Annotated in this window: 37 protein-coding genes; 34 read left to right on the forward strand and 3 right to left on the reverse strand. The window is 49.9% G+C overall.

The annotated features are described in order from the left end of the window. The first annotated feature begins 15 nt into the window (after positions 1–15). From rplV to FD09_RS05470, 29 genes are all read left to right on the forward strand, one after another. Positions 16–369, forward strand: a complete 354-nt coding sequence (gene rplV / locus FD09_RS05340) for a 50S ribosomal protein L22 (RefSeq protein ID WP_057819112.1) — start codon at positions 16–18, stop codon at positions 367–369. A gap of 14 nt (positions 370–383) precedes the next feature. Beyond that, positions 384–1,172 carry a 30S ribosomal protein S3 gene (gene rpsC / locus FD09_RS05345; protein WP_057819114.1) on the forward strand — a complete coding sequence of 263 codons (789 nt, stop codon included), beginning with the start codon at positions 384–386 and terminating at the stop codon, positions 1,170–1,172. A 3-nt stretch (positions 1,173–1,175) separates the two neighbouring features. Beyond that, positions 1,176–1,610: a 50S ribosomal protein L16 gene (gene rplP / locus FD09_RS05350; RefSeq protein WP_057819116.1), complete on the forward strand. Its 435-nt coding sequence runs from the start codon at positions 1,176–1,178 to the stop codon at positions 1,608–1,610. Next, positions 1,600–1,806: a 50S ribosomal protein L29 gene (gene rpmC / locus FD09_RS05355; RefSeq protein ID WP_057819118.1), complete on the forward strand. Its 207-nt coding sequence runs from the start codon at positions 1,600–1,602 to the stop codon at positions 1,804–1,806. Before rplP ends, rpmC begins: the two co-directional genes overlap by 11 nt. A 20-nt stretch (positions 1,807–1,826) precedes the next feature. Then, a complete protein-coding gene (rpsQ, locus tag FD09_RS05360; RefSeq protein ID WP_083487569.1) occupies positions 1,827–2,102 on the forward strand; it encodes a 30S ribosomal protein S17 in 276 nt (91 codons plus the stop codon). A gap of 31 nt (positions 2,103–2,133) precedes the next feature. Continuing rightward, positions 2,134–2,502, forward strand: coding sequence for a 50S ribosomal protein L14 (gene rplN / locus FD09_RS05365; RefSeq protein ID WP_057819120.1), 369 nt, complete (start codon positions 2,134–2,136; stop codon positions 2,500–2,502). A gap of 36 nt (positions 2,503–2,538) precedes the next feature. Further along, positions 2,539–2,904: a 50S ribosomal protein L24 gene (gene rplX, locus FD09_RS05370; protein WP_057819122.1), complete on the forward strand. Its 366-nt coding sequence runs from the start codon at positions 2,539–2,541 to the stop codon at positions 2,902–2,904. Between the two features lie 29 nt (positions 2,905–2,933). Next, the gene (gene rplE / locus FD09_RS05375) at positions 2,934–3,476 is read left to right on the forward strand and encodes a 50S ribosomal protein L5 (protein ID WP_057819124.1); all 543 of its coding nucleotides are present in this window, start codon (positions 2,934–2,936) and stop codon (positions 3,474–3,476) included. Between the two features lie 11 nt (positions 3,477–3,487). Beyond that, positions 3,488–3,673, forward strand: a complete 186-nt coding sequence (locus FD09_RS15880) for a type Z 30S ribosomal protein S14 (protein WP_083487571.1) — start codon at positions 3,488–3,490, stop codon at positions 3,671–3,673. A 27-nt stretch (positions 3,674–3,700) separates the two neighbouring features. Then, entirely contained in the window at positions 3,701–4,099 is a 399-nt protein-coding gene (gene rpsH, locus FD09_RS05380) for a 30S ribosomal protein S8 (RefSeq protein ID WP_057819126.1), read from the forward strand. 24 nt (positions 4,100–4,123) lie between these two features. Next, positions 4,124–4,654, forward strand: a complete 531-nt coding sequence (gene rplF / locus FD09_RS05385; protein ID WP_057819128.1) for a 50S ribosomal protein L6 — start codon at positions 4,124–4,126, stop codon at positions 4,652–4,654. A 68-nt stretch (positions 4,655–4,722) separates the two neighbouring features. After that, entirely contained in the window at positions 4,723–5,088 is a 366-nt protein-coding gene (gene rplR / locus FD09_RS05390; RefSeq protein ID WP_057819130.1) for a 50S ribosomal protein L18, read from the forward strand. 22 nt (positions 5,089–5,110) lie between these two features. Beyond that, a complete protein-coding gene (gene rpsE / locus FD09_RS05395) occupies positions 5,111–5,614 on the forward strand; it encodes a 30S ribosomal protein S5 (RefSeq protein WP_057819132.1) in 504 nt (167 codons plus the stop codon). Between the two features lie 11 nt (positions 5,615–5,625). Then, positions 5,626–5,811 (forward strand): 50S ribosomal protein L30, encoded by a 186-nt coding sequence (gene rpmD / locus FD09_RS05400; RefSeq protein WP_057819134.1) that lies wholly within the window; start codon positions 5,626–5,628, stop codon positions 5,809–5,811. Between the two features lie 26 nt (positions 5,812–5,837). Continuing rightward, positions 5,838–6,281 carry a 50S ribosomal protein L15 gene (gene rplO, locus FD09_RS05405; RefSeq protein WP_057819136.1) on the forward strand — a complete coding sequence of 148 codons (444 nt, stop codon included), beginning with the start codon at positions 5,838–5,840 and terminating at the stop codon, positions 6,279–6,281. Continuing rightward, a complete protein-coding gene (gene secY, locus FD09_RS05410) occupies positions 6,281–7,579 on the forward strand; it encodes a preprotein translocase subunit SecY (RefSeq protein ID WP_057819138.1) in 1,299 nt (432 codons plus the stop codon). Before rplO ends, secY begins: the two co-directional genes overlap by 1 nt. An 11-nt stretch (positions 7,580–7,590) precedes the next feature. Further along, positions 7,591–8,247: an adenylate kinase gene (locus FD09_RS05415; RefSeq protein WP_057819140.1), complete on the forward strand. Its 657-nt coding sequence runs from the start codon at positions 7,591–7,593 to the stop codon at positions 8,245–8,247. A gap of 112 nt (positions 8,248–8,359) precedes the next feature. Continuing rightward, complete coding sequence (infA, locus tag FD09_RS05420; RefSeq protein ID WP_057819142.1) at positions 8,360–8,578, forward strand: translation initiation factor IF-1; 219 nt, start codon at positions 8,360–8,362, stop codon at positions 8,576–8,578. A 146-nt stretch (positions 8,579–8,724) separates the two neighbouring features. After that, positions 8,725–8,841 (forward strand): 50S ribosomal protein L36, encoded by a 117-nt coding sequence (gene rpmJ / locus FD09_RS15885; RefSeq protein WP_081674905.1) that lies wholly within the window; start codon positions 8,725–8,727, stop codon positions 8,839–8,841. Positions 8,842–8,859: 18 nt separating this feature from the next. Next, positions 8,860–9,225 (forward strand): 30S ribosomal protein S13, encoded by a 366-nt coding sequence (gene rpsM / locus FD09_RS05425; RefSeq protein WP_057819144.1) that lies wholly within the window; start codon positions 8,860–8,862, stop codon positions 9,223–9,225. A gap of 17 nt (positions 9,226–9,242) precedes the next feature. Continuing rightward, the gene (rpsK, locus tag FD09_RS05430; protein WP_057819146.1) at positions 9,243–9,632 is read left to right on the forward strand and encodes a 30S ribosomal protein S11; all 390 of its coding nucleotides are present in this window, start codon (positions 9,243–9,245) and stop codon (positions 9,630–9,632) included. An 82-nt stretch (positions 9,633–9,714) separates the two neighbouring features. Next, a complete protein-coding gene (locus FD09_RS05435) occupies positions 9,715–10,653 on the forward strand; it encodes a DNA-directed RNA polymerase subunit alpha (protein ID WP_057819149.1) in 939 nt (312 codons plus the stop codon). A 25-nt stretch (positions 10,654–10,678) separates the two neighbouring features. Then, positions 10,679–11,059, forward strand: a complete 381-nt coding sequence (gene rplQ / locus FD09_RS05440) for a 50S ribosomal protein L17 (protein WP_057819150.1) — start codon at positions 10,679–10,681, stop codon at positions 11,057–11,059. Positions 11,060–11,546: 487 nt separating this feature from the next. Beyond that, positions 11,547–12,386 (forward strand): energy-coupling factor ABC transporter ATP-binding protein, encoded by an 840-nt coding sequence (locus tag FD09_RS05445; RefSeq protein ID WP_201782861.1) that lies wholly within the window; start codon positions 11,547–11,549, stop codon positions 12,384–12,386. Continuing rightward, positions 12,362–13,234, forward strand: coding sequence for an energy-coupling factor ABC transporter ATP-binding protein (locus FD09_RS05450; protein WP_057819155.1), 873 nt, complete (start codon positions 12,362–12,364; stop codon positions 13,232–13,234). Before FD09_RS05445 ends, FD09_RS05450 begins: the two co-directional genes overlap by 25 nt. Next, the gene (locus FD09_RS05455; RefSeq protein ID WP_057819156.1) at positions 13,231–14,028 is read left to right on the forward strand and encodes an energy-coupling factor transporter transmembrane component T family protein; all 798 of its coding nucleotides are present in this window, start codon (positions 13,231–13,233) and stop codon (positions 14,026–14,028) included. The genes FD09_RS05450 and FD09_RS05455 overlap by 4 nt, the downstream gene beginning before the upstream one ends. A gap of 12 nt (positions 14,029–14,040) precedes the next feature. Further along, positions 14,041–14,826 (forward strand): tRNA pseudouridine(38-40) synthase TruA, encoded by a 786-nt coding sequence (truA, locus tag FD09_RS05460; RefSeq protein WP_083487573.1) that lies wholly within the window; start codon positions 14,041–14,043, stop codon positions 14,824–14,826. A gap of 146 nt (positions 14,827–14,972) precedes the next feature. Then, entirely contained in the window at positions 14,973–15,536 is a 564-nt protein-coding gene (locus FD09_RS05465) for a helix-turn-helix domain-containing protein (protein WP_057819162.1), read from the forward strand. Between the two features lie 13 nt (positions 15,537–15,549). Beyond that, positions 15,550–15,768 (forward strand): DUF3923 family protein, encoded by a 219-nt coding sequence (locus FD09_RS05470; RefSeq protein ID WP_057819164.1) that lies wholly within the window; start codon positions 15,550–15,552, stop codon positions 15,766–15,768. A gap of 82 nt (positions 15,769–15,850) precedes the next feature. Here FD09_RS05470 and FD09_RS05475 read toward each other — a convergent pair whose 3' ends face one another. Continuing rightward, positions 15,851–16,129 (reverse strand): hypothetical protein, encoded by a 279-nt coding sequence (locus FD09_RS05475; RefSeq protein WP_057819166.1) that lies wholly within the window; start codon positions 16,127–16,129, stop codon positions 15,851–15,853. Between the two features lie 184 nt (positions 16,130–16,313). On the opposite strand from FD09_RS05475, the gene FD09_RS05480 reads away from it, so the two are divergent. From FD09_RS05480 to FD09_RS05500, 5 genes are all read left to right on the forward strand, one after another. Next, positions 16,314–17,099 (forward strand): glucose-1-dehydrogenase, encoded by a 786-nt coding sequence (locus FD09_RS05480; protein WP_057819168.1) that lies wholly within the window; start codon positions 16,314–16,316, stop codon positions 17,097–17,099. 100 nt (positions 17,100–17,199) lie between these two features. Further along, positions 17,200–18,057, forward strand: a complete 858-nt coding sequence (locus FD09_RS05485) for an alpha/beta hydrolase (RefSeq protein WP_057819170.1) — start codon at positions 17,200–17,202, stop codon at positions 18,055–18,057. Positions 18,058–18,174: 117 nt separating this feature from the next. Beyond that, entirely contained in the window at positions 18,175–18,915 is a 741-nt protein-coding gene (locus FD09_RS05490; RefSeq protein WP_057819598.1) for an ABC transporter ATP-binding protein, read from the forward strand. Then, positions 18,893–20,041 carry an ABC transporter permease gene (locus tag FD09_RS05495; protein ID WP_057819172.1) on the forward strand — a complete coding sequence of 383 codons (1,149 nt, stop codon included), beginning with the start codon at positions 18,893–18,895 and terminating at the stop codon, positions 20,039–20,041. The genes FD09_RS05490 and FD09_RS05495 overlap by 23 nt, the downstream gene beginning before the upstream one ends. 17 nt (positions 20,042–20,058) lie before the next feature. After that, positions 20,059–20,703: a TetR/AcrR family transcriptional regulator gene (locus FD09_RS05500; RefSeq protein ID WP_057819174.1), complete on the forward strand. Its 645-nt coding sequence runs from the start codon at positions 20,059–20,061 to the stop codon at positions 20,701–20,703. A 62-nt stretch (positions 20,704–20,765) separates the two neighbouring features. Here the strand turns inward: FD09_RS05500 and FD09_RS05505 are convergent, their stop codons facing one another. Continuing rightward, a complete protein-coding gene (locus tag FD09_RS05505; protein WP_083487615.1) occupies positions 20,766–22,691 on the reverse strand; it encodes a copper-translocating P-type ATPase in 1,926 nt (641 codons plus the stop codon). Beyond that, positions 22,691–22,957: a cupredoxin domain-containing protein gene (locus FD09_RS05510; RefSeq protein ID WP_057819178.1), complete on the reverse strand. Its 267-nt coding sequence runs from the start codon at positions 22,955–22,957 to the stop codon at positions 22,691–22,693. Before FD09_RS05510 ends, FD09_RS05505 begins: the two co-directional genes overlap by 1 nt. Positions 22,958–22,961: the final 4 nt, after the last annotated feature.

Below are 22,961 nucleotides of genomic sequence, written 5' to 3' on the forward strand. Positions count from 1 at the left end.
GGGAGGAAAGAACTCATGGCTGATACAATTACCTCAGCAACCGCCATTGCGCGGACAGTCCGCATCGCTCCCCGAAAGGCGCGTCTGGTCATTGATTTGATCCGTGGACGCAGTGTTGCGGAAGCGCTGGCGATTTTACAATTTACACCCCGCGCCGGCAGCCCAATCATCACGAAAGTGTTGAAGTCAGCTGTTGCAAACGCTGAGCACAATTATGATCTTGAAGCGCAAAACCTGTATGTCTCCGATGCTTTTGTTAACGAAGGCCCAACCCTCAAGCGGTTCCGTCCTCGTGCCAAAGGCTCCGCTTCACCAATTAACAAGCGGACGAGCCATATCACGGTCACCGTATCTGAAAAAGAAGAATAAGGAGGGAATTACGAGTGGGTCAAAAAATTAATCCGATCGGCTTCCGGGTCGGTGTCATCCGCGATTGGGATGCACGCTGGTATGCCGAGCGCAAAGATTTTGCAGACAATCTGCATGAAGACCTGGAGATTCGCAACTACATCGCTAAGCGATTAGTTGATGCCTCCGTTTCCCGTGTGGAAATTGAACGGGCCGCAAACCGGGTCAACGTCTCCATCCACACTGCCAAGCCAGGTATGGTGATTGGTAAGGGTGGTGCAGAAGTGGAAAACCTGCGCAAGCAGTTGAATGACTTAACTGGCAAGCGGGTCCACATCAACATTGTCGAAATCAAGAAACCTGATCTGGATGCTCATCTGGTTGGTGACTCTGTTGCCAAGCAGCTGGAAGCCCGGATCGCATTCCGTCGGGCAGAACGGCAAGCAGTTCAACGTTCCATGCGCGCAGGCGCAAAGGGTATCAAAGTATTGGTATCTGGTCGTTTGAACGGTGCCGACATTGCCCGTAAGGAAATGCAGCACCAAGGTACCGTGCCGCTGCATACGCTGCGTGCCGATATCGACTACTCCTGGGACGAAGCCCACACCACTTATGGTAAGTTAGGTGTGAAGACTTGGATCTACCGGGGCGAAGTATTGCCTGGTCAAAAGCCAGCAGCAGACGATGAAGGTCCTTCACAAAACCAACGTTCTGGTCGTCCGCAAAATCGCGGCAATCGTCGTGGTGGACAAGGCCAAAACCGTGGTCAAGGGCAAAACCGGGGCCAAGGTCAGAATCGAAATCAAAATAGAGGAGGGAAATAACCCATGTTAGTGCCTAAGCGTGTCAAGCACCGTCGTGAATTCCGTGGTAAAATGCGGGGCGCTGCGAAGGGTGGTAAGTCAGTCGACTTCGGTGACTATGGTTTGGAAGCACTGGAATCGCACTGGATCACTAACCGGCAGATCGAAGCCGCACGTATTGCCATGACTCGTTATACCAAGCGTGGCGGTAAGGTTTGGATCCGTATTTTCCCTCACAAATCCTACACTGCTAAAGGTGTTGGTGTCCGGATGGGTTCCGGGAAAGGTGCACCTGCAGGTTGGGTAGCACCCGTTAAACGGGAAAAGATCATGTTCGAAATCGGTGGCGTGACAGAAGCTGCTGCAAAGGAAGCTTTGCGGTTAGCCTCTAACAAACTCCCAATCCGGACCAAGATCGTCAAGCGTCAGGAAGTAGGTGGCGAATCTAATGAAGGCTAAAGATTTTAACGAAAAAGTCCGTGGTATGTCCACAGACGAAATGCTTGCACAAGAAAAGCAATACAAAGAAGAGCTATTTAACCTCCGTTTCCAACAAGCGACTGGTCAGTTGCAAAACACTGCGCGTTTGTCTGAAGTTCGCAAGAGCATTGCTCGCATTAAGACCGTTTTGCATGAGCAAGCGGCTAGTAAATAATCGGAAGGGAGACAGTTAACTTGAGCGAAGCAACTATTGAACGTAATCACCGCAAGGTATATCAAGGCCTTGTTGTTGCCAACAAGGGTGATAAGACCATCACGGTTGTCGTCCAAACATACAAGACAGATCCCACTTACAAGAAGCGGATCAAGTATACCAAGAAGTATTACGCCCATGATGAAACCAACGAAGCAAATGTTGGCGATACTGTGCGGATCATGGAGACACGTCCGTTATCCAAGACCAAGCACTTCCGGTTATTGAGTATTGTGAGCAAGTCCGTCCAGATTTAACGCACACTGTTGACGAAAGGAGGAACAACTAGTGATTCAACAAGAAACTCGGTTAAACGTCGCCGACAACTCTGGTGCACGTCAACTTTTAACGATCAAAGTTCTTGGTGGTTCTAACCGTAAAACGGCTAACATCGGTGACACTATCGTTGCAACTGTAAAACAGGCTACACCAGGTGGTGTTGTCAAGAAGGGTGACGTCGTTAAAGCCGTCATCGTGCGTACCGTCTCTGGTGCCCGCCGTGTCGATGGTTCCTACATCAAGTTCGACGAAAATGCTGCGGTACTGATCAACCCGGACAAGAGTCCTCGGGGAACACGTATCTTTGGCCCTGTTGCACGGGAATTGCGTGAACACGATTTTATGAAGATCATTTCCTTAGCACCAGAAGTTCTTTAATCCACCAATTCCAAAACAGCAAGGAGGCAACAAAGCATGTTTGTGAAAACCACAGATCGCGTTCGGGTAATTGCAGGCAAGGACAAGGGTAAGGAAGGCGTTGTCACACGTGTCTTTCCTAAGAATAACCACGTCATTGTCAAAGGCATCAACATGGTCAAGAAACACCAGAAGCCGACCCAAGACAACCCGCAAGGTTCTGTCACTGATGTGGAAGCACCGATCGATGCGTCCAACATTCAGTTGTTAGATCCCAAAGACGGCAAGCCTACGCGTGTCGGTTACAAAGAAGTAGACGGTAAGAAAGTTCGTTATGCCAAGAAGTCTGGTCAAACGATCGAATACGCCGCCCCTGCTGAAGACGCCAAAGACGACAAGAAGTCGGCTAAGGACGATAAGTAGGACTACCAGCGAAAGGAGGAAAATAGTTAATGGCAAATCGTTTAGAAGAACGTTACGTTAAAGAAATTACGCCATCCATGATGGAAAAGTTCCATTACTCATCCGTGATGCAAACCCCTAAAATCTCTAAGATCGTTTTGAACATGGGTGTTGGTGATGCCGTATCCAATGCGAAGAACTTGGACAACGCTGTCGATGAATTACGTCTGATCGCTGGTCAACAACCGTTGATCACGAAGGCTAAGAAGTCCATCGCCACATTCCGTTTACGTGAAGGCATGTCCATTGGTGCAAAGGTCACTTTGCGCGGCGAACGGATGTATGACTTCTTAGACAAGCTTATCAATGTTTCTCTACCGCGGGTGCGTGACTTCCGTGGTGTCAGCAAGAATTCCTTCGATGGTCGGGGTAACTATACTCTGGGCATTAAGGAACAATTGATTTTCCCAGAAATCGACTATGATAAGGTCGATCGTGTTCGCGGCATGGACATCGTTATTGTAACGACTGCCCAAACCGACGAAGAAGCACGGGAATTACTGACCCAAGTCGGCATGCCGTTCAGCAAGTAAGGAGGAGCACTTTGGCTAAGAAATCGTTAATCGTGAAGAACCAGCGGCCTGCTAAGTTCAGCGTGCAGGCTTACACACGTTGCCAGCGTTGTGGTCGGCCACACTCTGTTTATCGTAAGTTTAAACTGTGCCGGATCTGCTTGCGTGAGTTAGCTCATGAAGGTCAAATTCCGGGTATGCACAAAGCGAGCTGGTAAAACCAGTCAGAAGGAGGTTAAAACCACATGGTCATGACTGATCCGATTGCAGACTACTTGACACGGATTCGTAACGCCAACATGGTGCGTCATGAATCCTTGGAAGTTCCTGCATCCAAGATGAAAAAAGATATGAGTGAGATCTTGAAGCGTGAAGGCTTCATCCGTGATTACGAGGTCATCGATGACAACAAACAGGGCATTATCCGCATCTTCCTGAAATATGGTAAGAACAATGAGCGGGTTATCTCCGGTTTGAAGCGGATCTCTAAGCCTGGACTGCGCAGCTATGTGAAGTCCGACAATGTACCCAAGGTATTGAATGGTTTGGGTATTGCGATTATTTCTACGTCTGATGGTGTTATCACAGACAAGGAAGCACGGGCCAAAGACGTTGGCGGCGAAGTTATCGCTTACGTTTGGTAATTCACTAATAGGAGGTGTAACACAGTGAGTCGTATTGGATATAAAGCGATCACCGTCCCTGCAGGGGTTACGGTGACTGTCGATGGCGATCAATTGACCGTCAAAGGCCCTAAGGGTGAAATGACACGTCAATTTGATTCTGCCATTTCCATTAAGCAAGAAGACAACGAAATCCACTTGGATCGCCCCAATGATTCTTTGAAGGCAATTCACGGTACGACCCGGTCCAACCTGTACAACATGGTGGTCGGTGTCACCGAGGGTTATGTGAAGAAGTTGCAGCTGGTCGGTGTTGGTTATCGTGCGCAATTGAAGGGTGATACCCTGATCTTGAACGTTGGCTACTCTCATCCAGTAGAGATGCACGCCCCCAAGGGTGTTAAGATCGAAGTACCTTCTAACACAGAGATCAACTTGAGCGGTATTTCGAAGCAGGTTGTGGGCGCATTTGCAGCCACGATCCGCGACGTCCGCCCGCCTGAACCTTATAAGGGTAAAGGGATCCGTTACGTTGACGAATATGTTCGGCGTAAGGAAGGTAAGACTGGTAAGTAATTTACCGGTTTTTGTTTCATTGTTACTTGGCTGGCCAATGAACCAGCCATCGAAAATATTTGTATGAGGTGAACATTGTGATTTCGAAACCAGATAAAAACAAGACGCGGCAACGGCGTCATGCACGTGTCCGCGGCAAGCTTTCTGGTACTGCAGAGCGCCCACGTTTGAACGTATTCCGTTCTAATCAACACATCTACGCGCAAGTAATTGATGACGTAGCGGGTGTTACGCTCGCAAGTGCCTCAACTATTGAGTCCGACTTGGCTCAAGGTTCAAAGACAGAGCAGGCTTCTAAAGTCGGCGCTGCTGTTGCCAAGCGGGCAACTGACAAGGGCATCACTGAGGTCGTCTTCGACCGTGGCGGTTACCTATATCATGGCCGTGTTCAAGCCCTGGCTGAAGCAGCTCGGGAAAACGGCTTACAATTCTAATTCAAAGGAGGCAAATACTTTTATGGCAGTTATTGATCCTAGTCATTTAGATCTGGAAGACAACGTCGTATCGATCAACCGGGTCACCAAGGTTGTCAAAGGTGGTCGTCGTCTGCGTTTCGCAGCGTTGGTTATCGTTGGCGATCATGAAGGTCACGTTGGTTTTGGTACTGGTAAAGCACAAGAAGTACCAGAAGCCATTCGTAAGGCCGTGGAGAACGCCAAGAAGAACTTGGTTGAATTACCGATCGTTGGCACAACGATTCCCCACCAAGTTATCGGTCATTTCGGTTCCGGCAGAATTTTGTTGAAGCCGGCCGTAGCTGGTTCTGGGATCGCTTCTGGCGGTGCTGTCCGGGCCATCATGGAATTGGGCGGTATCGGCGATATCACCAGCAAGTCCCTTGGCTCCAATACCCCCATTAACGTCATTCGCGCAACCTTCGATGGTATTGCACAAATGAAGACCGCCGCTGAATTAGCACAATTGCGCGGCGTACCAGTTGAACAACTTACTGCTGAATAGGAGGAATCACCGTGGCACAATTGAAGATTACGTTAATCCGTTCCGTTGCCCACCGGATTCCCGAACAGCGTTTAGTTGTTAAGGAATTAGGCTTAGGGCGGGTCAACAGCACTGTTACGCTGCCAGATAACGCAGCGACACGCGGTGCCCTGACCAAGATTGCACACTTAATCGACGTCAAAGTCATTGAGGACTAATATAAAGCAATAAGGAGGTGCACGATTTGAAGTTACACGAATTACAACCAACTGTCGGCTCCCGCCACCCGCGCAAGCGTGTCGGTCGTGGTACCAGTTCTGGTACCGGTAAGACTGCCGGTAAAGGTACGAAGGGTCAATTGGCACGTCAAGGCGGCAAGACTCGTCTGGGCTTTGAAGGTGGCCAGATGCCTCTGTTCCGGCGTATGCCGAAACGCGGTTTCAATAACATCAACCGCAAGGAATATGCAGTCATCAACCTGCAAGATCTCAACCGTTTCAACGACGGTACTGAGATCACTCCGGCACTCCTCGTCGAATCTGGCGTGGTCAAGAAACAATTAGCCGGCATCAAATTATTGGCGAAGGGTGAATTGACTGCGAAGAGTCTCCATATCAAAGTCGCTAAATTCTCACCAGCTGCCAAAGAAGCTGTCGAAGCAGCAGGCGGTTCTGTTGAGGTGATTTAATGTTTGCTACTATTCGGAATGCTTTCAAGGTCAAGGAGATCCGTAACAAGATCTTCTTTACTCTAGGCATTTTCATCGTGTATCGGCTGGGTGCCCAAATTGCAGCACCAGGGATTGATGCGGCCAGTTTGACTAAGATTTCCCAATCAGGACTGATTCCTTTATTGGATACAGTTTCTGGTGGGGGCTTGGCCAACTATTCCATCTTCTCGATGGGGGTTTCTCCATACATCACGGCGCAAATCGTGGTCCAGCTGTTGCAGATGGATATCATTCCCAAGTTTGTGGAATGGAGCAAACAGGGTGAAGTCGGTCGGCGTAAGCTGAACCAAGTGACCCGTTACCTTACGATCGTGTTGGGCTTCTTACAGTCCATCGGGATTACGGCTGGGTTTAACGCGTTGAGCCAATATAAACTGGTCAAAACGCCTAACCTAAGCACGTATCTGACCATCGGGATCATCTTGACTGGTGGGACGATGCTGTTGACTTGGCTGGGTGAACAAATCACGGATAAGGGGATCGGCAATGGTATCTCCATGTTGATCTTCGCCGGGATTATCGCCCGCTTGCCAGATGGTATCTACCAATTGGTGTCTGAGCAGATTATTAATCAGGACTCCGGCAGTCTCTGGTTGGGTATTTTGTTCTTGGTAGCAATCGCGGTTGTTATTTTCTTGATCGTGCAATTTACTACCTTCATGCAACAAGCCAACCGGAAGATTCCGATTCGATATACACGCCGGGCTGTCGGCGGGGGCAGCGAAAGCTACTTACCGCTGAAGGTCAATGTGGCTGGGGTGATTCCCGTCATCTTCGCCAGTTCGTTCATCGTGACCCCGCAGACCATCTTGATGGTCTTCCAGGGTAAATACGGTGACACAGGCTGGTATCAGACTTTGAGCAACATTTTCAGCATGCAGACCACGACCGGTGCGATTATTTATACCGTATTGATCGTTCTGTTCACTTTCTTCTATGCCTTTGTGCAAGTTAATCCGCAAAAGGTATCCGAGAACCTGCAAAAGCAGGGAAGTTATATTCCCAGTGTATGGCCAGGGAATAGTACTGAGAAGTACCTCTCTAGCGTCTTGATGCGGTTATCCACAGTCGGTGCCCTCTTCTTAGGGGTCATTGCGTTGTTACCGCAATTAGCGGCTAACATCTGGGGCTTGCCCCAATCCATCGGGTTAGGTGGTACATCACTCCTGATCGTCGTGGGGGTTGCGCTGGAAACAGCTCGACAGTTGGATGGCTTACTCATGAAGCGTAAATACGTTGGGTTTATTCGAGAATAGGAGTCGCATGCATGAATTTGATGTTAATGGGCTTGCCTGGTGCTGGTAAAGGTACCCAAGCTGAGAGAATCGAAGATGCTTTCCCGATTGTCCATATCTCCACAGGGGATATGTTCCGGGAGGCCATGGCGAATGAAACACCGGTTGGCTTACAAGCGAAGTCTTATATCGACAAGGGCAATTTGGTGCCGGATTCCGTCACCGACGCCTTGGTCAAAGAGCGCTTGAGTCAACCGGATGTGGATAAAGGTTACATGCTCGACGGTTATCCCCGGAATATCAACCAGGCGCATGCTTTGGATGATATTACTGCGGAGTTGAACAAACCGTTGGATGCTGTCATCGATATCCAAGTGGACCCAGACAAGTTAATGAAGCGGCTATCTGGCCGCATCATTTGCAAAAACTGCGGAGCTACTTACAACAAGTTCTTCAACCCGCCTAAGGTTGCTGGGACATGTGACCGTTGCGGTCATCATGAATTCTATCAACGGGACGATGACAAACCGGAGACGGTGAAGAATCGTTTAGACGTGAACATCAAGATGAACACGCCGTTGATTGATTTTTACCAGAAGAAAGGCATTCTGCACCGTGTCAATGGTGATCAAGACATCGATTCGGTGTTTGCAGAAGTTAAACAAGTTCTCCAGCAATTCGCGCACTGATCGGGTCGCTTGGCAATATTGAATTGCCATGTTATACTTTGTCAGTATGTTGTGTGGGGATAGCTCGCACATTTTTTTGCGTATTGTAGATAAATTGAGGAGGAAGCCTTTCTTGGCCAAAGACGATGTCATTGAAGTAGAGGGCAAGGTTACTGATACCTTACCCAATGCCATGTTTAAAGTAGAACTGGAAAACGGCGCTACAGTGTTGGCCCATGTTTCTGGTAAGATTCGTATGCACTACATTCGAATCCTGCCAGGTGACCGGGTGACTGTAGAACTGTCTCCTTACGATCTGACTAAGGGTCGGATCACTTACCGTTTCAAGTAGCTCAAGTAAACGAGCTGCGCACCCCAGACGGCTCATGCTAAGTCAGTACCGGCTAAAAATCCAAATTCCGGATTTTTGCCGGTCCTGCCTTAGCAAACGCCGTCTCCCGGGGTGCCCAGCTCTCTGTCAAAAGGAGGACTAACCTTATGAAAGTACGTCCGTCTGTAAAGCCGATGTGTGAACATTGCAAGGTTATCAAGCGTAAGGGTCGCGTCTGCATTATTTGCTCCGCTAACCCTAAGCATAAGCAACGTCAAGGCTAAAATTTGGAGGTGAACTAAATGGCTCGTATCGCAGGTGTAGATTTACCCCGTGATAAGCGAATCGTTATTGCTCTGACCTATATCTTTGGGATCGGCAATACGACTGCACAAAAGATTTTGAAGAAGGCTGACGTCTCTGAAGACGTTCGGACTCGTGATTTGACTCCCGACCAAGAAGAGAAGATCCGTGCCGCTATCGACACAATTCCTGTTGAAGGTGATCTTCGTCGGTCCGTTTCGATGAACATCAAACGGCTCCAAGAAATCGGTTCATATCGTGGTATGCGTCACCGTCGGGGTTTGCCCGTCCGTGGCCAAAACACGAAAAATAATGCCCGCACTCGTAAAGGTCCTAAGACCTCGATTGCCGGACGGAAAAAGTAATAAAGGGAGGTTAATGAATGGCTACTCGTAAGAACACACGGAAGCGCCGTGTGCGGAAGAATATTGAGTCCGGCGTGGCCCATATTCACTCAACGTTTAACAACACATTAGTCATGATTACGGATCCGCAAGGAAATGCCATTGCCTGGTCTTCTGCTGGTGCACTCGGTTTTAAGGGCTCCCGTAAGTCCACACCGTTTGCAGCCCAGATGGCTGCCGAATCTGCTGCTAAGGAATCTATGGAACACGGCATGAAGAGCGTCGAAGTGGCTGTCAAAGGTCCTGGCTCTGGTCGTGAAGCTGCAATTCGTTCTTTACAAGCGACTGGTTTGGAAGTTACCGCGATTCGTGATGTGACACCGGTACCGCATAATGGTTCCCGTCCACCAAAACGTCGTCGTGTATAAGGCCCCAGTTGCGTAATAGCAGTTTGTATTGCCGCTTTTATTTGATCGAAGACACGTTTTGAAAGGGGTACTCATCACTAATATGATCGAATTTGAAAAGCCGAATATTACTAAGGTCGACGAAACTACGAATTATGGCGAGTTTGTCGTCGAACCTCTGGAACGTGGTTACGGCACAACCCTTGGTAATTCGCTACGACGCGTCCTTTTGTCCTCTCTGCCCGGGGCTGCTGTGTCGAGTGTTCAAATTGATGGCGTACTGCACGAGTTCTCCACCATTGATGGTGTCTTGGAAGACGTCACTCAGATTATTTTGAACATTAAGAAGCTTGCCTTGAAACTGAACACTGACCAGGAGAAGACTGTAGAGATCGATGCGGAAGGACCAGCCACCGTGACCGCTGCCAACATCATCACGGATGACGATGTTGAAATCCTGAATCCTGAGCAATACATTTGCACGATCGCCAATGGCGGTCATCTGCACATGCGGATGACTGTCAAGACCGGGCGTGGATATGTACCGGCAGATCAGAACAAGAGTGATGATATGCCGATTGGTGTATTACCCGTCGATTCCATTTTCACCCCGATCGAACGTGTTAACTACCAAGTCGAGAGTACCCGTGTGGGTAAGCGTAACGACTTTGATAAGCTGACGCTGGCGGTATGGACAAATGGTTCCATCGGTCCCCGCGAGGCGATTTCTCTTGCTGCCAAGATCCTCACTGAGCATCTGGCTGGGTTTGTGAACTTAACAGATGAAGCCAAGAACGCTGAAGTGATGGTTCAGAAGGAAGAGAACCACAAGGAAAAGATGATGGAGATGACCATCGAAGAGTTGGATCTCTCTGTTCGTTCCTACAATTGTCTCAAACGGGCTGGCATCAACACCGTTCAGGAGTTGACCAATAAGACCGAGGCGGACATGATGAAAGTTCGTAACTTGGGTCGTAAATCACTTGAAGAAGTGAAGACGAAGTTAGCTAATTTAGGGTTATCCCTGAAAGACGCCGACTAATACATTCAGAAGGAGGGAATCATTCATGAGTTATCGTAAACTCGGCCGTGATAGTTCTGCTCGTCGCGCTTTATTGCGGGACTTGACGACTGATCTGATCATCAACGAACGGATCACGACAACTGAAAGCAAGGCCAAAGAAATTCGCAAGACGACTGAAAAAATGATCACATTGGGTAAGAAGGGTGACCTTTCTGCTCGTCGTCAAGCGGCTGCCTTTGTCCGTGACGAAGTTGCTGACATCCGCGAAGAAGACGATGACGTGGTTGTACAATCTGCTGTTCAGAAGTTGTTTAGCGATATTGCACCGCGTTACAAAGAACGTCAAGGCGGTTATACCCGCATTATGAAGACATCTCCTCGTCGTGGCGACGCTGCGCCGATGGTGATCATCGAATTGGTTTAATCCCCAAAACGACAATCATATACTTCAATTAAAATCATTTCTTTGGCGAAAAACGAGCGCTACGATGATGGATTGGCAACTCCGAGTCTAGCTTGGCCTGGTTGTCCCATTTGGGGCTTCAGTGCTCACCAGAGAACTGGTTTTTTTGTATGCAGAGGGCGCCTACGCTCCTGGTCGGCGAAGCCCGTTTAGATGGGGGCGGCGATAAAGCTGTTTCCAGCCGTGCCAAGGCTACGCAATCTCCGGTGGCAGGTTGCAGCAAGTGCGTAGCCACAGGCGTAGCAAGCTGTGACGGCGGTTTGAGCTACCTGCCACCTCCGATTGCTCCGCCTTGGCACTATACTCGAACTTCTGTATTAGTATTTAGCACCATTGAGCAGTTTTTGCTGCATGAACAGATAATTTCTTGGGACGTCTGACTTTTGGTCGGCGTCTTTTTTCGTTATACTAATACGGTATGTACAATGAACGAAAGCGGGGCAACGATGTGGAAGAACCGATCATTACCATTGACCATCTGACGGTGAAATACGCCGAACAGCAGCATCCAGCGCTGGATGATATTAGCCTCACTGTGCCGGCCCATTCTTGGACGGCCATTATTGGGCACAACGGCAGTGGCAAGTCGACGATGATTAAGGCGTTAACTGGGCTTGTCACAGCGGATGCAGGCACAATGACGGTGGCGGGAATGCCGGTGGATGAAGCGCACATTTGGGATATTCGGCGCAAGATGGGAGTCGTTTTTCAAAACCCCGAGAACCAGTTTGTCGGGTCTACGGTCGCTGATGATGTGGCGTTTGGTTTGGAAAATGCCCAAATACCTCGGGATAAAATGATTCCCCGGGTACAAAACGCTTTAGCCCAAGTGGGTATGACGGACTTTGCCACCCGGGAACCGGCTCATTTGTCTGGTGGTCAGAAGCAGCGGGTGGCTATCGCGGGAATTGTCGCACTGGCCCCGGATATTATTGCCTTGGATGAAGCCACCAGTATGTTGGACCCGGAAGGCCGGGTGGCAGTGCTGCAGACAATTAGGAACCTGAAGGCCCAGCAGGATTTGACGATCTTAGCCGTGACCCATGACCTCGAAGAGGCGGCCGCTGCGGATAACGTCATCGTCATTGACAACGGTCACTTGGTGGCCAGCGGTACGCCACCGGAAATCTTTGCGCGGGGTGAGAAACTGATCGATATGGGACTCGCTGTCCCGTTTACGGAACAACTGAAGACGGATTTAAGCAATGCCGGGGTTCCGTTACCCGCGCACTATCTTACAGAAGAGGAAATGGCAGAGCAGATATGGAAATTGTACTCGACCATGTAAGTTATACTTATCAAGCCGGGACACCCTTTGCCGGTGATGGTCTGCGGGATGTCAGTGTGACAATCCCCGATGGCGCCTACACCGCCATTATTGGTCAAACCGGCAGCGGTAAGTCCACCCTGTTGCAACACCTCAATGCTTTGCTCAAACCAACGGCAGGCACGGTCAAAATCGGTGATCGTCTGATTACTGCCAAGACCAGCAATAAGAATTTGAAGCCGTTGCGGGCAAAAGTCGGACTGGTATTTCAGTTTGCCGAAAACCAGCTTTTTGAGGAGACTGTGGAAAAAGATGTCGCCTTTGGTCCCAAGAACTTCGGGGCCACGGAGGAACAGGCATTGACCCAGGCCCATCACGCGCTGCAACTCGTGGGCATTGATGAACAATATTATCAGCAGTCGCCCTTTGACTTGAGTGGCGGTCAAATGCGCCGGGTGGCGATTGCGGGCGTATTGGCCATGGAGCCGGAGTTGTTGATTCTGGATGAGCCTACTGCCGGTCTGGATCCCAAGGGCCGCGCTGAGTTGATGGGGTTATTTGCCACTTTACACCGTGAACAAGGGATTGGGATTGTTTTAGTGACCCATCAAATGGAAGACGTGGCCAATTTTGCTGAACGGGTTCTCGTAATGGCCCACGGTCAACTGATCAAGCAAGGGACACCGGCTGAAGTATTTGCTGATCCGGCGTGGTTGGCCGCGCAGCACCTAGGGCTGCCCCGGGCCGCACAGTTTGCCCGCCAACTTCAGGCCAAAGGTGTTCCGCTGCCGGCTGTGCCGTTAACTGAAAAGGCACTGGCCCAGGAGCTGATTCAAGTTTTGCACCCTGAGGGAGGGAGACCGTCATGACAAACTTGATGATTGGTCGTTACCTGCCCGGCGACTCCTTGGTGCATCGCATGGATCCACGGAGCAAGATTGTCTTGGTCTTTTATTTTATCTGTATCGTGTTCTTGGCGGACAACGGACTTTCATATTTGGTTTTGGGACTTTTCACACTATTGGCAGTGTTATTGACTAAGATCAAACTCATTTATTTTTGGCGCGGGATTCGCCCAGCCATTGTCTTGATTTTGTTTACCGTCATGATTCAGGTGTTCTTCACCCGCGGCGGTCAAATCTTTTGGAGTTGGGGACCGTTTGCGTTGTCAACGGCCGGCTTACTCAACGCTTGGTTCATCTTCCTGCGCTTGGTGATCATCATCTGTATGTCCACGCTGTTGACGCTAACGACTTCGCCATTGGACATTTCCAGCGCGTTATCGTCATTGATGACACCGTTGAAGTGGGTCCACTTTCCCGTGGATATCATTGCCCTGATGCTTTCCATTGCGTTACGCTTTGTCCCCACACTGATGGATGAGACTGTCCGAATCATGAATGCCCAACGTGCCCGTGGCGTGGATTTTGGCAGTGGTAATTTGATTCAGCAGATCAAAGCGGTCGTCCCAATACTGATTCCACTATTTGTCAGTGCTATCCAGCACGCCGAAGATTTGGATGATGCGATGACAGCCCGCGGTTACCGCACCGATGCACCCCGGACGACCTACCGGATTATTCAGTGGCATACGCGGGACACGTTGAGTTTCGGTGTCTTTATCGTGCTCACTGTCATTATTCTATTTGTTCGGACGGCATAAGAAAGGAAGCTGATGATGCCCCGTTATCGTGTGATTTTAGCCTATGATGGTACTAAGTTTCATGGCTTCCAAAGCCAACCCAACTTACGCACTGTGCAAGGAACGATTGAAGCGGCACTCTTAAAAATGACCAAAGGAACACCGGTGACTGTTTTTGGCGCCGGTCGGACAGATGCCGGGGTGCATGCTCGGGGGCAGGTCGTTCATTTTAATTTCCCGGGAAATATTCCTCCGAGAAATATGTTACTCGGCTTGAACTCGATGATGCCATTGGATGTCGTAATCAAGGATGTTGCCATTGTACCTGAGACGTTCCATGCCCAGTTCTCGACAGTCGGTAAACGATATGGTTATCGGGTCTCGCGTACACGATTCACTGATCCGTTCAAGCGGTTCTATACTGGTCATTATCCGTATCAGTTGGATCTGGGGCGGATTGAAACAGCCATTCAGGATGTGGTGGGCACTCATGATTTCACCAGCTTCGCGGCTTCCGGTGGTGTGATTAAGAACAAGGTGCGGACAATTTATACCGCCCGGATGGTCGACCACCCGGATGAGGACGAAATCTATTTCGAGTTTATCGGTAATGGCTTTCTCTACAACATGGTTCGTATCTTAGTGGGTGTGCTGCTGGAGATTGGCAATGACCGGCGGCCTGTGGATGAATTTCCCCGGTTATATGCGGTGAAAGATCGGCAGGAAGCACGAATCACAGCGCCGGCCAGCGGGTTGTACTTACAAGAAGTGTATTACGATGAAGCCGCACTGCAACAAGCGGTGGCTGAACGACAATAGTGTCATTCGGGGGCGGACTTTTATGCCGCCCCTTTTTTTGTTGTCGAAGCAGGCAAGGTGGGATAATCTGAAGGTAAGAATACGCGTGCTAGAGAACGTAGCTAGGCTTTTTCAAGCGGGCACGATATGGTAAAGGAGGATTACCCATGGCGGATCAAAATTTTGGACAGCGATTGAAACAAATTCGCCAGGAGCACGGGCGCACCCAACAACAAGTCGCCACAGACCTTTTCGTATCGCGCCAGACTGTTTCCAGTTGGGAGACAGGACGCAACTTGCCTGATTTGCATACCGTTCAGCGCTTGGCTAAATACTACAATGTGTCGGTTGATGACTTGCTGGATGGCACTCCAAGGCAATTTCATCAATCTGGACGACCGACGACTTTATTAGGACCCAGCGTCGCCGTGATGGTGATTGGGCGACTGGCGTTTGCGGCCACTAGCCGCATGTTGATCCTGTCTGACATCTTGCTGGCGATTCTGATTGTTATGCTCATTGGTTGGTGGCGGCGGGTCATTCCTGTACAGGGACTGCGAATTATGGCAGGCGCAACGGGAGTGTTTTGTATTGGTGCGGCGTGGATGAATCTTTTTGCAATGGATTTTGGTTTGCAGCTGGTGTATCTGGTCACGGCTGCTTTACTGATTCTTCCAGTCGCAGGTGATGCCATTTTTGCACTGCGGCAGCACTTGATGACAAAACGATGAAAGGATGGATGACATGCGACACAAAGTTTGGTGGGGTATCAACATTTTTTTCGCGGCTGTTTTTGTGAGCGGTGCGATGCTTATCATGCTGCGTCAAGTGGACGGTGCGGGCCATGTCGAAACGTTCGGATCGCGGATGGCGGCATTAGGCGTGCTAGGGGCCTTTGCCTTATTGATTGTTGTCATTGAAGCACTGGTTTGGTTTTTCAGTCGGCCGCGCAAAGAAAGATGATACTAGTGAGCAAGCAAATATGCCTGACACTACTCTAACGATGAGTGGCGCCAGGCATATTTGTTTTAAATTCGATTCCGCGTTAGGTATTTTGCAACGCTTTAACTTCCACGTCTGGATTGGCTGTCTTAATTTGTTTTTCATAGGCAATCGCGTTCCGAGACAAAATGATTAAATCAGCATCCACGGTACTTTTAACGAGATCCTGCACACCAGCCTCGCGCCAATCATAATCAGGATATGCTTTTTTCAGTGACGCCAATGCTTTTTTGTCGTATTTTGAATTCAGCATGGCGTTCACGATGGAACTGCTTTGATAATCCACTGGATTGCTCTCTGTGGCCAAAATTCCTTTTTTCATGATGATGACCTCCAAACATTTTTTTAAAGCACGACAACCTGCTACCAACAGCTTAAATATACTGCTAAGCGGTTACATTTAAAGCTTGCGTTGGGCTGATTTAATACTCATTCTTTAGATGGATGGGGTTATTCGACGCGCCTTTTACGCAATCATGGTATCCTGAAAATAAGAGGTGAAGGTCATGTATACTGATTTGAAAGATAAGGTTGCCGTGATTACCGGCGGATCAAAGGGGATCGGCCGTGCTATTGCGGAACGATTTGGGAAAGAACATATGCACGTGGTAGTGAACTACAACAGTGACGCCACCGAAGCCCAGCAAGCTGTTGATGTCATTGTCAAAAATGGTGGTCAGGCAGTTAGTGTATACGGTGATGTGAGTACCGAACACGGCGTCCAGGGATTACTGGATGCGGCGATTAAACATTTTGGCGGTCTAGATGTGTGGGTCAACAATGCTGGAATGGAGATTCAGGCGCCCACCCATGAATTGTCGCTGGCTGATTGGAACAAAGTGATTAGTATCAACGAGACTGGCGTATTTTTGGGGGCTAAGACGGCTCTGCGATATTTCAAGGAAAATCACAAGCCCGGCGATATTATCAATATGTCGTCAGTGCATGAGCAGATTCCTTGGCCAACATTTGCGAGTTATGCGGCCGCAAAGGGTGCCGTGAAGTTGTTTACGCAGAGTATTGCCATGGAATATGCCAAGGATAACATTCGTGTGAATGGTATCGGACCGGGCGCAATCAACACACCGATTAATGCAGAAAAATTAGCAGATAAAGAACAATACGCGCAAACAGTGGCAATGGTGCCGATGGATCGGATCGGCAAACCAGAAGAAGTCGCAGCAGCGGCCGCTTGGTTGGCTTCGTCGGAGTCCAGTTACGTGACAGGCATCACCTTGTTTGTAGACGGCGGCATGACGCTTTATCCCGCATTTAAGGATGGTCAGGGTTAATGTCAGGTATTTAGTTTACACATAGTGAGCTATCCAATTTGAGTATTAGACAGTCTTGCCGCTCATCGTTACGCTAGATCACAGAAGGTGTGAATCGATCATGCATAAACAAACGAAGTTGATTATTGGCAGTGTTGGCGTCGTGGTTGTGTTGGTAGCACTGGTCGGCTTTGTTTTGAACCGGCAACAGGACAGTGCGCAGTCTCAGTATGTCCAGATTACGACGCCAACATTATTCTTCCATGGGTGGGGGAGCAGCTATCACGCCGAGGAACATATGGCGAATGCAGCCAAACAAGCGGGCGTGACTGATACGATTATTCGGGCAGACGTTAGCCGGCAGGGCAAGGTGACTCTGGTTGGGCAGATTCCGGCCAATGCTAAGAATCCCATCGTAGAAGTGAATTATGCCGACAATCGAAATACCCATTATCATACGGATGGCCGTTGGATGCGCAATGTGTTGGTTGCACTGCAAGCCAAGTATCACATCACAAAATTTAATGTGGTGGGGCACTCAATGGGGAATATGGCGATTGCATTCTATTTGTTGGATAACGCCGGAAACAACAAGCTGCCAAAACTACAGAAACAAGTGGATATTGCGGGGCATTACAACGGGATTCTTGGAATAAACGATAAACCCAATCAGATGAAATTACGCAAGAGTGGGCAGCCAACGGTAATGGACGCTGATTATCAGGAATTACTCGGCTTGCGTCAGAAATATCCTTGGAAACAAGTAGATGTCTTGAATATTTACGGCGACAAAGATGATGGGACCCATTCCGACGGCGATGTCAGCAATGCATCATCCAAATCATTGCGGTACCTAATTGCAGACCGGGCCAAGTCTTACCGTGAGAAAAAGATTGTGGGCCCGGATGCGCAACATAGCAAATTGCACGAAAATCCAGAAGTCGATCGGTTGTTGATCAATTTTATTTGGCAGAACTAGAAACTTAGGCTGGGGAAAAATCCCAGTCTTTTTTTGTTTTGGTCTTGCAACTTTTCGATTTCGTTGTATAGTAAGTGAGTGCTCACTTACCAATGAAAGAAATCGAAGGTGCAACAATTGACCGATACCATTCAAGTCCATGACCTGCAACAGGGGTATGGCAAAACCATTGTATTACGTGATATCAACCTCACCGTCGCCAGCGGGGACATTCTTGCCCTGATTGGCCCCAGCGGTGCGGGCAAAACGACGCTCATCAGCACGATCATGGGCATGCTGAAGCCTAAGGCGGGCAGTGTGACCGTTTTAGACACAACCATGCCCAATCGTCAGATCTTGGCGAAAATTGGCTACATGGCCCAAACAGACGCTTTATACGATGTCTTGACTGGGCGGGAAAATCTGGATTTCTTCGGCACCATGCAGGGAGTGACGAAGGCGCAAATGGCCGAACGTATTCCCCATGCTGCCGGGGTTGTTAATTTAGATGATGACCTCAACAAATACGTCAAGGATTTTTCCGGTGGGATGAAGCGCCGCCTCTCGCTGGCAATTGCGTTGATTTCTGATCCGCCCCTCTTAATTCTCGATGAACCGACTGTGGGTATTGACCCGGAACTACGCCAGCAGATCTGGCAAGAACTGCACAAGATTGCTGATGAGGGTAAGACCATTCTGCTGACGACCCACGTGATGGAAGACGCCGAAGAGGCCGATCACGTCATGATGATTCGCAACGGCGAGGCGATTGCTCAAGGTACCCCAGCAGAGCTGACCAAGCAGTATCAGGTCGCTACGATTGAAGAAGTATTCTTACAAGCAGGGAGGGATCAGGATGCGCATCGCCGGAATGATTAAACGGGTATTACGGGAAATGCTACGGGATAAACGGACCATTGCTTTGATGTTCATCGCGCCGCTGTTTATCTTGACGCTGATTTATTTCCTGTTTCAATCCAACGTTACCACAACCGCCACGCTGGCGGTCCGCGGGGTTGATAGTACCCTGGTCTCAGCGGTGGACACCGACCACGTGACTATTAAGCACGATACGTCCAAGCAATCCGCGGACAAAGTAATTCGGAAGCATGATTATGCCGGGATGCTGATCCAAAAGGGGGATAAGCTCACCCTCACCTTGGCGAATAGCGACCAAACAAAGAGTGCCGTTCTCAAGCAAAGCCTACAGGCTGCCCAAATTAAGCTGAAAACTAAGGCGGCGGCCTCAGCCATCAAGCGGGAAGCGGCCGCCATCAAGAAATTGCAGCAAGCCCTGGCAGCAGCGACCCGTAATCCGGCGGTGGCCGCTCAAACACCGGCGCAGCCGAGCCAGAGTAAAAATTACACGGTCAAGACCCACTACCTATACGGCAGCAGTGATTCCACGTACTTTGACACTCTGTTGCCGATCATGATGGGCTTCGTCGTGTTTTTCTTCGTCTTTCTGATCTCCGGTATCGCGCTGCTCAAAGAACGCACCACCGGTACCCTCTATCGGTTGTTAGCCACACCAGTGAAGCGGGGTGAAATTATCAGCGGCTATCTGGCGGGATACGGCGCCTTTGCTTTAGTCCAAACCTTGCTGGTCGTGCTATACACGATCTTTGTCTTCAAAGTGCAGATCATCGGCAGTATTTGGAACGTGCTGCTGATCAATATCTTGCTGGCGGCGGTGGCGTTGACCATGGGCTTGTTCATTTCGACCTTTGCCTCGTCCGAATTCCAGATGATGCAGTTCATTCCCATCGTGGTCATTCCCCAAATTTTCTTCTCCGGCATCATTCCGGTGAGTACCATGCCCAATTGGCTGCAAGCCATTGCCCACATCATGCCGTTGTATTACGGGGCCACGAGCATGAGCAATGTGGTTGAAAAGGGTGCTTCCCTGACCAGTATCGCCCCGAGTTTATTAATCCTACTGGTGTTCGTTGCCGGCTTCTTGATGCTCAATCTAATCACGATGCGTAAGTATCGGAATGTGTAAAAAAGGGGAGGACCAGTATGGCTCTAAATAATGTCGAATCTCTCTTTGCCGCCAGTCTGCAAGATTCCGATTTGTCGGCGAAGCAAAAGGCCGTGTTGCGGGCCAGCTTGACACTTTTTGCCGATAAAGGGTACGATCGCACCTCCACTGCAGATATTGCCCGGCTGGCGGGTGTGTCGGAAGGGACGGTCTACAAACGGTTCAAGACCAAACGCGACATCTTTGAAGCCATCACCACACCGTTTGTGGATCAAGTTCTGCCCACAGCAGCGGGAGAATTCTTTAAGGAAATTTCCACTGCGGGATTTCCCGATTTTCGCAGTTTATTAACCTTCGCTGTCCATGATCGAATCGTATTCGGTCTAGCAAATCGCCGAGAATTAAAGATCTTTGTCCAAGAAATTGTTGCCGATCCGCAGATGTTCAATGCCTTAGCCGCCCGAGCCAGTCAGTTATTCACCAAGGGTTTGGCGCCATTGTTTAAACAGTTTCAAGACACTGGTGAATTGGTGCAGTGGGATGCCATCCGGATTGGCCGGTACATTATCAGCACCGTTCTGGGCTATGTGCTCCCTAGCGTCATCGCGAGGACACCGGAACAAAATGTGGATCAAGCGACGCAAGAGATTGTTGAATTTCTGTTGAAAGGCCTGCATCCTTAAGTACTGTGCAGACAAAAAAGGTGATTTCAAAGCCCTGGAATGGGGCTGAAATCACCTTCTTTTTATGCCGCAATTTTTTGTTTGGTCTGCAACTTCGTGGTATTGAGCAACAGCGAACTGGCAACCGCTGACAAAGAGCTTAAAGCCATCCCTAAGCCCGCCAATTCTGGACTGAGGATAAGTCCCAGACCGGCAAAGAGGCCGGCGGCGATGGGAATGCCCAGCGTGTTGTAGATAAACGCCCAAAATAGATTAAGCCGAATGCGGTTGAATGTTTTCCGCGCTAGCGTGAGCGCCGTGACGACATCCATCAAGTCGTTTTTGATCAGCACGATCCCACCAGACTCAATGGCAATATCGGTACCGGAACCCATGGCAATGCCAACATCGGCGGTGGTCAAAGCCGGCGCGTCATTGATACCGTCACCCACGAAGGCGACCGGGGCCTCTTTTTGCAGCTTGGCCACCACGGCGGCTTTATCGCCGGGTAAAACATCCGCGATGACGTCGTCAATACCGACTTGGCTGGCGATGGCTTCAGCGACGCGCTGGTTATCACCCGTTAACATCACGGTGTGGTAACCGCGTTTCTTCAAGGCGACGATGGCCGGGGCAGAGCTGGCTTTGGGCGTGTCTTGGATCGCAATCAGGCCCAGCGCAGCACCTTTAACGCCGACGACCACGACGGTTTTGGCCTCTTTTTGCAACGCGTTCATTTGGCTTTGCAAATCGGGGGAGAGGGTACCATGGACCATCTTCGTATTGCCAATGAAGGCGGCTTGACCATTCACCGTGGCGGTGACGCCTTGACCTTCCACAGCTTGGAAATTTGTGACTGGTGCCGCAGTGACTTGCGCCGCCTTGGCCTCGGCCAGGATAGCGGCAGCTAAGGGGTGCTCAGACGCCGCTTCCAAACTGGCGGCGGTTTGCAGAACGGATTGTTCATCACCGATGATATCGGTGACCTTGGGTTTCCCCACAGTGATCGTGCCGGTTTTATCGAAGACGATGGTTTTGACAGTATTCGCTGCTTCCAGCACTTCACCGTTTTTAATTAAGATACCCAGTTTCGCACTGCGGCCGGTACCGACCATTAACGCGGTCGGGGTCGCGATCCCGAGCGCACAGGGGCAGGCGATAATGACCACAGACACGGCGAATAACAACGAATTGACCAAACTGGCATTCAAGAAGACGTACCATACGGTAAACGTCGCAATCGCCGCAATCAGCACAACCGGCACAAAAATATCGGCAATCTTGTCGACGGTCTTTTGAATTGGGGCATGACTAGTTTGGGCTTTTTTCACCATTTCAACGATCTGGGCCAAGAGGGTATCATCACCGACTTTACCGGCGCGAAAAAGGAAGGTGCCATTGCTGTTCATCGTGGCGCCGATGACCTTGTCGCCAACCTTTTTGGAGACCGGCATACTTTCACCAGTCACCATGGATTCATCAATTGTGGAACTGCCTTCAATAATTTCCCCATCGACAGCAATCTTTTGCCCGGGGCGCACACGGATCACATCGCCGACTTTGACTTCGGCTAAAGGTACCCGCACGGTTTGACCATTCCGGACGACTTCAGCGTCCTTGGCCTGCAAATCCATCAACTTACCGACGGCATTGGATGCGGTATCCTTCATCCGGGCTTCTAAGTATTGGCCGAGCAGGATGAAGGTGATGACGAACGCCGCACTTTCAAAGAACACGGCGCGATTGGTTAAGAGGGCATAGACGGAATATAGGTACGCGGTCACCGTACCGATGGCCACCAGGGTATCCATGTTGGCGTGATGATGCCGGAAGCTGGCCCAGGCACTCTGGATAAAAGGCCAGGCCGCCACGGCCATAATTGCGGAGGTCAAGACGAATTGCGTCCAATCGCCGCCCGGCAGCATGAAACCAAAGGGCATGCCGATCATGTTCACCAATAGTGGTAAGGAGAATATCAGGGAGAAGATGAACCGATTGCGTACGGTCATCATTCAATCACGACCTTGCCGTGGGCCATGTCCATGCCGCAGCTGAAGGTATATCCCCCAGGTTTGCTGGTGTCGATGGCAAATGTTTGGGCTTCGTTGAGCGGTAAGTCAGTCTTAATGTGGAAAGCGGGCAGTTGGACTTGGTCCAGACAGCCGACATTGCTGATGCGTTTAAAGGTGAGTTGCGCGGGAACGCCTTGCTTCAAAGTAACCTGGGCGGGCTTATAACCGCCATCGACGATAATGTTTGCTTCTTGCTTATTCATGTGT

The organism is Schleiferilactobacillus perolens DSM 12744, assembly GCF_001435585.1.
Lineage (GTDB): Bacteria > Bacillota > Bacilli > Lactobacillales > Lactobacillaceae > Schleiferilactobacillus > Schleiferilactobacillus perolens.

What these genes read in the sequence shown, in the direction of transcription:
- rplE (WP_057819124.1), top strand. Translation starts at nt 2,934, where the DNA reads ATGGCAAATCGTTTAGAAGAACGTTACGTTAAAGAAATTACGCCATCC.
- FD09_RS05485 (WP_057819170.1), top strand. Translation starts at nt 17,200, where the DNA reads ATGCATAAACAAACGAAGTTGATTATTGGCAGTGTTGGCGTCGTGGTT.
- FD09_RS05455 (WP_057819156.1), top strand. Translation starts at nt 13,231, where the DNA reads ATGACAAACTTGATGATTGGTCGTTACCTGCCCGGCGACTCCTTGGTG.
- FD09_RS05505 (WP_083487615.1), bottom strand. Translation starts at nt 22,691, where the DNA reads ATGACCGTACGCAATCGGTTCATCTTCTCCCTGATATTCTCCTTACCA.
- secY (WP_057819138.1), top strand. Translation starts at nt 6,281, where the DNA reads ATGTTTGCTACTATTCGGAATGCTTTCAAGGTCAAGGAGATCCGTAAC.
- FD09_RS05510 (WP_057819178.1), bottom strand. Translation starts at nt 22,957, where the DNA reads ATGAATAAGCAAGAAGCAAACATTATCGTCGATGGCGGTTATAAGCCC.
- FD09_RS05435 (WP_057819149.1), top strand. Translation starts at nt 9,715, where the DNA reads ATGATCGAATTTGAAAAGCCGAATATTACTAAGGTCGACGAAACTACG.
- FD09_RS05465 (WP_057819162.1), top strand. Translation starts at nt 14,973, where the DNA reads ATGGCGGATCAAAATTTTGGACAGCGATTGAAACAAATTCGCCAGGAG.
- rplP (WP_057819116.1), top strand. Translation starts at nt 1,176, where the DNA reads ATGTTAGTGCCTAAGCGTGTCAAGCACCGTCGTGAATTCCGTGGTAAA.
- rpsH (WP_057819126.1), top strand. Translation starts at nt 3,701, where the DNA reads ATGGTCATGACTGATCCGATTGCAGACTACTTGACACGGATTCGTAAC.
- rpmC (WP_057819118.1), top strand. Translation starts at nt 1,600, where the DNA reads ATGAAGGCTAAAGATTTTAACGAAAAAGTCCGTGGTATGTCCACAGAC.
- FD09_RS05475 (WP_057819166.1), bottom strand. Translation starts at nt 16,129, where the DNA reads ATGAAAAAAGGAATTTTGGCCACAGAGAGCAATCCAGTGGATTATCAA.
- FD09_RS05470 (WP_057819164.1), top strand. Translation starts at nt 15,550, where the DNA reads ATGCGACACAAAGTTTGGTGGGGTATCAACATTTTTTTCGCGGCTGTT.
- rplX (WP_057819122.1), top strand. Translation starts at nt 2,539, where the DNA reads ATGTTTGTGAAAACCACAGATCGCGTTCGGGTAATTGCAGGCAAGGAC.
- FD09_RS05500 (WP_057819174.1), top strand. Translation starts at nt 20,059, where the DNA reads ATGGCTCTAAATAATGTCGAATCTCTCTTTGCCGCCAGTCTGCAAGAT.
- rplV (WP_057819112.1), top strand. Translation starts at nt 16, where the DNA reads ATGGCTGATACAATTACCTCAGCAACCGCCATTGCGCGGACAGTCCGC.
- FD09_RS05495 (WP_057819172.1), top strand. Translation starts at nt 18,893, where the DNA reads ATGCGCATCGCCGGAATGATTAAACGGGTATTACGGGAAATGCTACGG.
- rpmJ (WP_081674905.1), top strand. Translation starts at nt 8,725, where the DNA reads ATGAAAGTACGTCCGTCTGTAAAGCCGATGTGTGAACATTGCAAGGTT.
- rpsE (WP_057819132.1), top strand. Translation starts at nt 5,111, where the DNA reads ATGGCAGTTATTGATCCTAGTCATTTAGATCTGGAAGACAACGTCGTA.
- rpsM (WP_057819144.1), top strand. Translation starts at nt 8,860, where the DNA reads ATGGCTCGTATCGCAGGTGTAGATTTACCCCGTGATAAGCGAATCGTT.
- truA (WP_083487573.1), top strand. Translation starts at nt 14,041, where the DNA reads ATGATGCCCCGTTATCGTGTGATTTTAGCCTATGATGGTACTAAGTTT.
- rplQ (WP_057819150.1), top strand. Translation starts at nt 10,679, where the DNA reads ATGAGTTATCGTAAACTCGGCCGTGATAGTTCTGCTCGTCGCGCTTTA.
- FD09_RS05415 (WP_057819140.1), top strand. Translation starts at nt 7,591, where the DNA reads ATGAATTTGATGTTAATGGGCTTGCCTGGTGCTGGTAAAGGTACCCAA.
- FD09_RS05480 (WP_057819168.1), top strand. Translation starts at nt 16,314, where the DNA reads ATGTATACTGATTTGAAAGATAAGGTTGCCGTGATTACCGGCGGATCA.
- FD09_RS05450 (WP_057819155.1), top strand. Translation starts at nt 12,362, where the DNA reads ATGGAAATTGTACTCGACCATGTAAGTTATACTTATCAAGCCGGGACA.
- rpsK (WP_057819146.1), top strand. Translation starts at nt 9,243, where the DNA reads ATGGCTACTCGTAAGAACACACGGAAGCGCCGTGTGCGGAAGAATATT.